Source organism: Brevundimonas sp. UBA5936 (assembly GCA_002430835.1).
Lineage (GTDB): Bacteria > Pseudomonadota > Alphaproteobacteria > Caulobacterales > Caulobacteraceae > Brevundimonas.
Genome location: DJDA01000077.1, coordinates 1 through 9,061, shown reverse-complemented (window position 1 = coordinate 9,061; position 9,061 = coordinate 1). Strand labels below are relative to the sequence as shown.

11 protein-coding genes are annotated in these 9,061 nt (G+C 67.8%); 1 reads left to right on the top strand and 10 read right to left on the bottom strand.

All coding sequences use genetic code 11. The annotated features are described in order from the left end of the window. From B2Y21_RS07360 to B2Y21_RS07320, 9 genes are all read right to left on the bottom strand, one after another. The coding region (locus B2Y21_RS07360) for a sigma-54-dependent transcriptional regulator (RefSeq protein WP_292058481.1) at window positions 1–947 on the bottom strand (947 nt) is incomplete at its 3' end. Window positions 948–989: 42 nt separating this feature from the next. Next, complete coding sequence (gene fliN, locus B2Y21_RS07355) at window positions 990–1,322, bottom strand: flagellar motor switch protein FliN (protein WP_003163531.1); 333 nt, start codon at window positions 1,320–1,322, stop codon at window positions 990–992. Further along, the gene (locus tag B2Y21_RS07350) at window positions 1,322–1,996 is read right to left on the bottom strand and encodes a flagellar assembly protein FlbE (protein WP_292058478.1); all 675 of its coding nucleotides are present in this window, start codon (window positions 1,994–1,996) and stop codon (window positions 1,322–1,324) included. Before B2Y21_RS07350 ends, fliN begins: the two co-directional genes overlap by 1 nt. 1 nt (window position 1,997) lies before the next feature. Then, window positions 1,998–3,035: a flagellar motor switch protein FliG gene (fliG, locus tag B2Y21_RS07345; protein WP_003163534.1), complete on the bottom strand. Its 1,038-nt coding sequence runs from the start codon at window positions 3,033–3,035 to the stop codon at window positions 1,998–2,000. Then, entirely contained in the window at window positions 3,035–4,672 is a 1,638-nt protein-coding gene (gene fliF / locus B2Y21_RS07340; protein WP_125901489.1) for a flagellar basal-body MS-ring/collar protein FliF, read from the bottom strand. Before fliF ends, fliG begins: the two co-directional genes overlap by 1 nt. 238 nt (window positions 4,673–4,910) lie before the next feature. After that, a complete protein-coding gene (locus B2Y21_RS07335; protein ID WP_292058472.1) occupies window positions 4,911–6,005 on the bottom strand; it encodes a Glu/Leu/Phe/Val family dehydrogenase in 1,095 nt (364 codons plus the stop codon). 138 nt (window positions 6,006–6,143) lie between these two features. Next, window positions 6,144–7,163: an alpha/beta fold hydrolase gene (locus B2Y21_RS07330; protein ID WP_292058469.1), complete on the bottom strand. Its 1,020-nt coding sequence runs from the start codon at window positions 7,161–7,163 to the stop codon at window positions 6,144–6,146. A 170-nt stretch (window positions 7,164–7,333) separates the two neighbouring features. Next, window positions 7,334–7,939 carry a uracil-DNA glycosylase family protein gene (locus B2Y21_RS07325; RefSeq protein ID WP_292058466.1) on the bottom strand — a complete coding sequence of 202 codons (606 nt, stop codon included), beginning with the start codon at window positions 7,937–7,939 and terminating at the stop codon, window positions 7,334–7,336. Then, window positions 7,923–8,243 carry a DUF3253 domain-containing protein gene (locus tag B2Y21_RS07320; protein WP_046651625.1) on the bottom strand — a complete coding sequence of 107 codons (321 nt, stop codon included), beginning with the start codon at window positions 8,241–8,243 and terminating at the stop codon, window positions 7,923–7,925. The genes B2Y21_RS07325 and B2Y21_RS07320 overlap by 17 nt, the downstream gene beginning before the upstream one ends. Window positions 8,244–8,290: 47 nt before the next feature. Between B2Y21_RS07320 and B2Y21_RS07315 the strand changes: the two genes are divergently transcribed. Next, entirely contained in the window at window positions 8,291–8,725 is a 435-nt protein-coding gene (locus B2Y21_RS07315; protein ID WP_003163540.1) for a PaaI family thioesterase, read from the top strand. Here the strand turns inward: B2Y21_RS07315 and B2Y21_RS07310 are convergent. Further along, window positions 8,709–9,061 (bottom strand): DUF1275 family protein (locus B2Y21_RS07310; protein WP_292058460.1); only part of this gene is annotated, 353 nt, incomplete at its 5' end. The two genes, B2Y21_RS07315 and B2Y21_RS07310, sit on opposite strands and share 17 nt — an antisense overlap.

The window sequence follows — 9,061 nt, the reverse complement described above, 5'->3', positions numbered from 1 at the left end:
GGCACGCCGTTGGCGGCGGCGTATTTCTTGACGAAGTGATCGGCCAGCACCGCGATATCGCCGGGACGTTCGCGCAAGGACGGCAGGCGCAGGTTCACCACGTTCAGTCGATACAGCAGGTCTTCGCGGAACGTCCCCTCGGCCACCGCCTTGGCCAGGTCGCGGTTGGAGGTGGCGATGATGCGAATATTGACGGGCACGGGCTTGGTGCCCCCGACGCGGTCGATCACCCGCTCCTGAATGGCGCGCAGCAGCTTGGCCTGCAGCCGGGCGTCCATCTCGCTGATTTCGTCCAGCAGCAGGGTGCCGCCGTCGGCCTCCTCGAACTTGCCGATGCGGCGCGCCACGGCGCCGGTGAAGGCGCCCTTCTCGTGCCCGAATAGTTCGGATTCCAGCAGATTGTCGGGGATGGCGGCGCAGTTGACGCTGATGAAGGCCTTGTCCGCACGGCGCGAGTGCGTGTGCAGATAGCGCGCCATCACCTCCTTGCCCACGCCGCTTTCGCCGGTGATCAGGATGGAGGCTTCCGAACGCGCCACCTGATCGGCCAGCTGGATGACATGCTTCATCGCCGGATCGGCCGAGATCATCGGCCGTTCGTCGTCGGCCACGGCGGACAGGACGGCGGCGATCAGGTCCGCCTCGGGCGGCAGGGGGATGAACTCCTTGGCCCCGGCGCGGATGGCGTCGGCCGCCTCGCGCGCGTCAGCGTCGACGCCGCAGGCGACGACCGGCACATGGATGCGCTCGGCGTCGTTGGCGGCGATCAGGGCGGCGATGTCGATGCGGTAGTCGACCATCAGCAGGTCCGCGCCCTGCCCCCGGCGCAGTTGCTCGGTCGCCTGATCGGCGCGCTCGACGTGCTGGACCTTGGCGCCGTGCGCCATGGCCATCTTCACCGCCGTCGCCAGCTGGCCGCTTAAACGGCCCACCACCAGAAGACGCATCGCCCTACTCCTTCAAAATCCTGTCCGTGACGGGGCGGCCGATCAGGCGCCCTTGTCCTCGGTCTTGATGATTTCCGTCATGGTCACGCCCAGCCGGTCCTCGACGACGACGACCTCGCCGCGCGCCACCAGGCGGTTGTTGACGAAGATGTCGATCGCCTCGCCGACCTTGCGGTCCAGCTCCAGCACCGAGCCCTTGTTGAGCTTCAGCAGCTGGGCGACCGACATATTGGCCTTGCCCAGCACGGCCGAGATATTGACCGGCACGTCGAAGACGGGCGCCAGATCGACAGCCGACTTCTCGCCGCCCTCGTCAGCCAGGTTCAGGGCGGTGGACTCGCCGAATTCCTCAAGCGAAAGATCGTCGGTGGCCATCAGAAGCCCCTTCTGTCATGAGCGCCGCCTTCGAGGGGCGGCTCGGCGTGGCCGGCTTCGGCGGCCAGGGCGGCGTTGAGCGCGGCGACCACACGGGCCTCGGCTTCGGCCGGATCGAATTCAGCGCGGCCGTCGGCCCATTCCAGGGCGAAGGCGGCGGCGGGCAGGTGCGGCTCGTCGCGGAACACCACCAGTCCCGAGAACCCCGCCTGGGCGCACAGGGCCTCGATCTGGGCGCGGCCTTCGTCATCCAGCCCCGAGGCGCGAACCAGAAGGCGCGGCGTCGCGTCCATCTCCTGTCCCAGGGCCTCGATGGCGGCCTCGAGCGGACGGCGCGGAAAGCGATCGAAGGCGGCTGAACCGATGACCCGCGCGGCGGCCAGGGCCAGTTCGGCGGATTCGCGACGGTGCGACTCGGCCACGCCGCGCAACAGGGTCGCGGCCTGCGCCGTCGACTGGGCCAGGATGGACAAGGCGCCGGCGCGCAGGGCCTCGACCTCGGACAAGGCCTGCTGGCGGGCCTCCAGCCGCGCCTGAGCGACCAGGGCCTCGACCTCGGCCGGGGCGAAGGACCGCTTGGCCGGCTGCCAGGTCGAGGCGCGCAGCACGGCGCCGTCAGCCCCGAACTCGGTGTCGAAGGCGAAGGGGACGGCGGTGGAGGGAAGCGCGCTCATGTCAGTAGATCAACTCGTCATCGCCGCCCTGGCCGGCCAGCATGATGTCGCCCCGCGCCGCCAGATCCTTGGCCACCTGGACCATGGCCATCTGGGCGTTGTCGACGTCCTTGAGGCGGACAGGCCCCATGGAATCCATGTCCTCGCGCATGATCTTCGAGGCGCGCTCGGACATGTTGGAGAAGAACATTTCGCGCAGGGGATCCGAAGCGCCCTTCAGCGCCAGCCCCAGCTGGTCCTTCTCGACCGCCCGCAGCAGGGTCTGCACCCCGCCGGGATCGAGGCGCGACAGATCCTCGAACACGAACATCAGGGCGCGGATACGCTCGGCCGCGTCGCGGTTGCGTTCCTCCAGCGCGCCGATGAAGCGGGCCTCGGTCTGGCGGTCGAAGCTGTTGAAGATGTCGGCCATCAGCTCATGGCTGTCGCGCTTGGACGTGCGCGCCAGGTTGGACATGAACTCGCTGCGCAAGGTCTGTTCGATCTTGTCGAGAATGTCGCGCTGCACCGGCTCCATGCGCAGCATCCGCTGGACGCATTCCAGGGCGAAGTCCTCGGGCAGAGCCGTCAGCACGCGCGAGGCGTGGTCCGGCTTGATCTTCGACAAGACGACCGCGACCGTCTGCGGATATTCGTTCTTCAGATAGTTAGCGAGCACGGCCTCGTTCACATTGCCGAGCTTGTCCCACATGGTGCGACCGGCCGGACCGCGGATCTCCTCCATCAGGGCCTCGACCCGATCGCCGGGCATGAAGGAGGCCAGCAGACGCTGCGTCTGCTCATAGGAGCCCATCAGCGAGCCGGACCCGCCGATGCCGGAGACGAACTCGACCAGCACCTCTTCGACCACGGCGGCGGTGACGGTGCCCAGCCCCGCCATGGCCTGAGAGACCTCCTTGATCTCTTCGTCGTCGAGCTGCTGCCACAGGGCGGTGTGCTCTTCGCCCAGAGACAGCAGAACGACGGCGGCCTTTTCAGGCCCCGTCAGCTTCTTGGCGTCGTCTACCGCAGCACCCTTTGACACCAGCCGCGCCGCCATCAGCTTTCATGCATCCACGAGCGCAGGATCGCCGTGGATTCCTCTGGATGGCTGTCGACGAAATCGGCGACCTTCTTGATGGAGGAGGCCTTCACCTGGCCCTCGATGCGGGCGATGTCGATGCGCTGCTCCATGTCGCTGGGGCCCGCCAGCATGGGCGCGCCGCCCGGCAGGGTTCCGCCGACGATCTGGGTGTCCAGGGCGGTCACGGGAATGCCGCCGGCGCCGGCCAGAGCGGGCGCGCCGCCAGAACCCGTCGCCGCTTTCAGCAGCGGACGCAGGACGAAGAAGACCAGCACGAAGCCCGTGACAGCCAGGATCAGCAGCTCGACCCCGCGCATAATGTCGTTCTTGTCGAAGGCGAACATCGAGGAGCCTTCCTCGGCGCCCGGCGCGGCCGACGGCTCGCGATTGAAGCGGACGTTGACCACCTCCAGCTTATCGCCACGCGTCTCGTCGATGCCGACGGCGGCGGCGACCAGGGCCTTGATCTGCTGCACTTCCTCGGCCGTGCGGGCGGCGTAGGCGGGCTCGCCCTTGCCGTCGGCGGCAGGGGTGTATTTGCCGTCGACCGCGACCGAGACCGACAGCTTCTTGACCTCGCCTGGCTCCTTCACCGTCGTGGTGGTGGTGTTGGAGATTTCGTAGTTGGTCGTCTCGGTGTTTTCCGAGTTGGTGGAGCCGATCGGCGTGGTGTTCGGGGCCTCGCCGCCGGGAATGTTGTTGGTGGCGGTGACGCCGCCGTCCTGCTGGCCGGTCGTGTCCTGCGACTGGCTGCCGTTGGTCGATGTCGAGCGGACGACCTGGCCGTCCGGATCGAACTTCTGCTCCTGGGTGGTCGAGCGGCTGTGGTCGATGTCGGCCGTCACCTGCACGCGCGCCGCGCCGGCGCCGACGACGCCCTCGACGATGTCCTTGATGCGGGCCTGCATCTGGGCCTCGGTCGAGGCCTTGGACGCCTCGGCGGTGGCCGAGGTGAAGCCCGTGTCCTCGGACCCTGCCGCCAGGGTGCGGTTGGCCTGGTCCGTCACCGTGACCTTGTCCGGCTTCAGGTTCGGCACGGACGAGGCGACGACGTTGCGGATGGCGCGCACCTGATCGGCCGACAGGTCGCGGCCCGACAGCCCCACCACCACGGCGGCGGTCGGGTCGATGGCGGCGGCCTGGAACATCTCACGACGCGGCATGGTGATGTGGACGCGGGCCGAAGAGATGCCGCGCATCGACATGATGGTGCGCGCCAGCTCGCCCTGCAGGGCGCGCTGCTCGTTCAGGTTCTGCTGGAACTCGGTCTGGCCCAGCACCGATTGATTGTCGAAGATCTCGTAGCCGACGCTGCCCGAGGTCACGAGCCCCTTGCCCGCCAGCATCAGGCGCGCCGTGCCCACCTCGTCGCGGCTGACGAAAATGGTCGAGCCGTCGCCCTTGGAGGAATATTTGATGCCCGCCTGGTCCAGGGCGGCGCTGATCTCAGAGGCTTCGCGCAGGTCGAGATTGGAATAGAGCAAGGCGTCCGGCGCCTGGCCCACGCGCAGCATGACGGCGACCAGCACGGCGGCCACGCCCGCAGCCACGCCCAGGATGGCGGCCAGGCGTCCGATGCCGAACCTTTTCAAAGCTTCCGTGAAGCCGCCCACGCGCCATCGCCCCTGCACACGCGGGACGAACCGTACCCGCTAGGCAGAAACTGCCGCCTGGATGGTAAATGCGGCGTTAAGAGGCGTTAAAGAATGGGAGGCGGAGCCGCTGGCGCAGGCCCAAAAATGATAAAGGGGCGCGGACTTATGGCCCGCACCCCTCAGGCGCCCCCCGGCGCCCGCCCGCCTCTCGAGAGAGGCAGGCTAGCTGGTCAAAGGTCGATCAGACCTTCAAACTTTAGATCTTTAGGGCCGCGGCCTTCTTGTCGGCGGCGGCCTGGATGCGGGCCTCAGCGATGGCGTCGGCGATCAGGTGGGTCGGCTTGTTCTCGGAGACCGAACGCTCGAGGATTTCCTCGAAGGTCTCCATCAGGCGCGACAGCTTGCCTTCGACCCACGAGGCGTCATAGGCGCCGCCGGTCTGACGGGCGTTCATTTCCGAGGCGACGTTGATGATGCCGCCGCCGTTGATGACGTAGTCCGGCGCATACAGCACGCCGCGCTTGAACAGTTCGTCGCCGATGTCGGCCGTGGCCAGCTGGTTGTTGGCGGCGCCGCAGACGGCCTTGACCTTCAGGCGGTCCAGCGTCTGCGGGTTCAGGGTCGCGCCCAGGGCGCACGGGGCGTAGATGTCGGCGGCGACGTCATAGATGGCGTCCGGGGCGACGATTTCGGCGCCCGTCTTGGCGGCGACGGCTTCCAGGTTGGCCTGGTTGACGTCGGTGATGATCAGCTTGGCGCCGGCCTTGTGCAGCATGTCGGCCAGATAGGCGCCGACGTGACCCACGCCCTGCAGGGCGACGGTCAGGCCGGTCATGTCGTTCTGGTTGAACAGGCGACGCGCGACGACCAGGTTCGAGCGGAACACGCCCTCGGCGGTGACCGGGCTGGGATCGCCCGAGGCTTCCGGACCGTCCTTCAGGCCCAGGACGAATTCGGTGACCTTGCGCGCTTCGGCGATGTCCTCGACCGAGGTGCCGACGTCTTCGGCCGCGTAGTAGTGACCGCCCAGGCCGTTCAGATAGCGACCGAAGGCGTGGAACAGCTCAGGCGACTTCTGGGTGCGGCTGTCGCCGATGATGACCGACTTGCCGCCGCCCATTTCCAGATCCGCGACGGCGTTCTTGTAGCTCATGCCCTTGGACAGGCGCAGCACGTCTTCCAGCGCCTCAGCGGCGGTGGCGTAGTTCCACATGCGAGTGCCGCCGACGGCCGGACCGCGCGCGGTCGAGTGCACCGCAACAATCGCCTTCAGGCCGGTTTTCTCGTCATAGAAGGCGTGGACGCCTTCATGGTTCGAGAAAGAAGGAGAATCAAACAGCGTCTTGCCCATGACAGGCCTTTCCTGGGGTACTTTTTTGTGCGGAAGGACATACGCGCAGCCTGACCAAACGGCAAGCATCACCATGCAGCCGCCCCAGGCTTCTAGGAAACCTGCGGAAAACGCCTCCGCTTTCCGCAGGTTTTGCGTTCAGCGCGCCTTGGGATCAGCCTGCAACGCGGGCAGGATCGCCGGCGCGCCGGACGGCAGGGGCCGAGTCGAGTCGCGCAGCCAGGCCTCGACGTCGGCGAAGACGATCTCGGCCTGAAGGTCGCGGTTCAGGATGTGCCAGCCGTCGGCGTAATAGCCCGTCGTCAGGTTCGACCGCTCGCCCGCCTGCTCCAGCGCGCGGCGCATGGGGCGTTTGGTGATGATCTGATCATGGGCGCCGTACAGCAGCAGGGTCGGCTTCTCGACACGGCCCAGGCGCTGGGTCGCCGTCTCCATCAAGTCGACCAGGCCGTACAGGGAATCGAACCGCGTCGACAGGATCGACAGGGGGTCGCGGCCGTTGCGGATCAGCTCCAGCGTATTGTCCGAGGCGCGGATGTCGCGCACGGCGAAGGACGGCGGCTCGACCCGCTTGGCGCCCATCATGCGCGCGGCGGTCCACAGGCCCGCGCTATTGAAGGCGCTCTGGCTGGACCAGCCCCAGACGCCGGGCGCCAGCAGCACCACCCGATCAGCGTCCGGCGGCGCGTCGGAGCCGAAGGCGGCGATGGTCGAGGAGCCGCCCATGCTCTCGCCCGCCACCACGATCAGGGCGTTCGGCCGCTCGGCGCGAACGAGGGCGACGATGGTGCGCAGATCCTGGCTAGTCAGGCTTTCGGCCGCGAACTCGCCCCGGTTCGGGGCCAGGCCGAAGCCGCGCTGGTCATAGGCCCAGGTCTCGATGCCTCGCTGCGCCCACCACGGCCCGGCGAAGCGGAAGGAGGCGTAGTGGTCGTTGAAACCGTGCAGGGCGACGATGACGGCCCACGGCGCCTGACCTTCCGGGCTCCAGCGCAGATAGGGCAGCCGCGCCCCGTCCTGCACCACAAAAGCGCCGCGTCCCAGGGTTCCCGTCTCAATGTGCGGCCCGTTGAACCCGTTGGGCGGCGTCAACGGCGGCTGGACGTGCGGCGTGGCGCAGGCGGCTAGAGCGAGAGAGAGGAACGCGGCGGCGATCACACCTCTTCCTTCTCCCCTTGAGGGAGAAGGTGGGCGCCGAAGGCGCTCGGATGAGGGGGCTGTATCAGCGGGCAGAACGGCCGATGATGAGGGCGAAGCAGGCAGCCCCCTCATCCGTCTCGCTCCGCGAGCCACCTTCTCCCTCAAGGGGAGAAGGAAAAATCGATGTGTCACGCCAGCATCTCCTTCACCCGTTGCCGAAGGTAGGGCAGAATCTCCGCCTCAAACCACGGGTTTTTCTTCAGCCAGGCCGTATTGCGCCAGGACGGATGCGGCAGAGGCAGAATGGCGGGCGCATAGTCACACCAAGCGCGGACCGTCTCGGTCATGTTTGCCTTGGCCGCCGCGCCCAACGCCCAGGCCTGGGCGTAGCCGCCGACCAGCAGGGTCAGCTCGACATTGGGCAGCTCGGCCAGCAGACGCGGCCGCCACAGCTCGGCGCAGCGGCGCGGCGGGGGATAGTCGCCGCCCTTGGGATCGGTGCCGGGGAAGCAGAAGGCCTGCGCCGCCACGCCGAGGCGCGGGTCGCCGTAGAAGGTCGCCTCGTCCACCCCCATCCAGTCGCGCAGGCGAACGCCGGACGGGTCGGTGAAGGGCAGGCCGCTTTCATGCACCCGCCGCCCCGGCGCCTGGCCGCAGATCAGCAGGCGCGTCTCAGGCGCGACCATGACCACCGGGCGCGGCGTGTGGGGCAACTGGCCCAGGCACGCCCGGCAGGCGCGGATCTCGGCCAGGAGCGCGTCCAGGCCGTTGTCCGGTTCAGTCGAAATCGTCATCCGAAGCTTCGACCGGCGGCAGGGCCGCCAGGGCCGCGGCCGTCTCGGCCTCGGTCGGCAGGCGCAGGCGGATCACGCCGCGGAAGTTGTTGGGATCGACCGCCTTGCCCTTCTTGGTGATGGTCAGCTTGCCCTGACGCATCAGGCCCAGGGCCGTCGCTTTCACCTTGGGCAGCAGGCGTTGCCACTGCTCGGGCTGCAATTCCTTGGCCACGTCGGCCGGTTCAATGCTCTTGCCGCCGACGTTCTTGGGGTCGGCCTTGGCCAGTTTTTCGAAAATGGCCGCTTCGATTGGATCGCTCATAGGCGCTATATGCTGCACCGCGAGATCGGAAAGAAGGCAAAACCGACATGGCCGAGATAATCACCGTCACCGAGGGCGAGTTCGCCGGTTGGCAGACCTATGACCTGCGCGACACCTTCGACGTGGTGGTGGGGCCCTTCTACGGCAAGCCCGATCCCGACGGGCACATGCGCTGCGCGTTCCGCGCCGAACAGAAGCACATGAACGCCGGCGGCCGGATGCACGGCGGCTGTCTGATGACCTTCGCCGACATCGCCATGTTCCAGATCGCCTATCAGGAGATGGAGGGCGCCTCGGGCGTGACAGTGCAACTCGACTCCACCTTCATCGACGGCGCCTATGTGGGCGAACTAATCGAGGCGACCGGCCAGGTGACCAAGGCGGGCAAGAGCCTGATCTTCGTGCGCGGCCAGATCACCACCGGCGAGCGGCTGCTGATGACCTTCTCGGGCGTGATCCGGAAGTTCACGCCGCGCGGTTGAACCGTACGCCCAGCGCCAGGGCCATGGCGATGGCGGCCGCCGGCCACAGGGCGATCAGCCCCAGGCGGCCATAGACGACCGCGCCCATCAGCGCGCCTCCGGCCAGCCCCGACCAAAGCGCCATATAGGGCCGGAACGCCCAGGGATCGCCGCCGCGCACGGCCGCAGCCAGGGCGTGGCCGGTCTTGATCAGGGTTCCAGTCATATAGGTCAGGCTGACCCCGACCTCGCCGTCGCGCAGGAAGACCGAGTTCTCGACCGCCATGGCCAGGACCATCAGGCCGATCGCCAGGGGCGCGATCCCCGCCCCCGCCGCCACGGCGGCCCCGGCCAGCA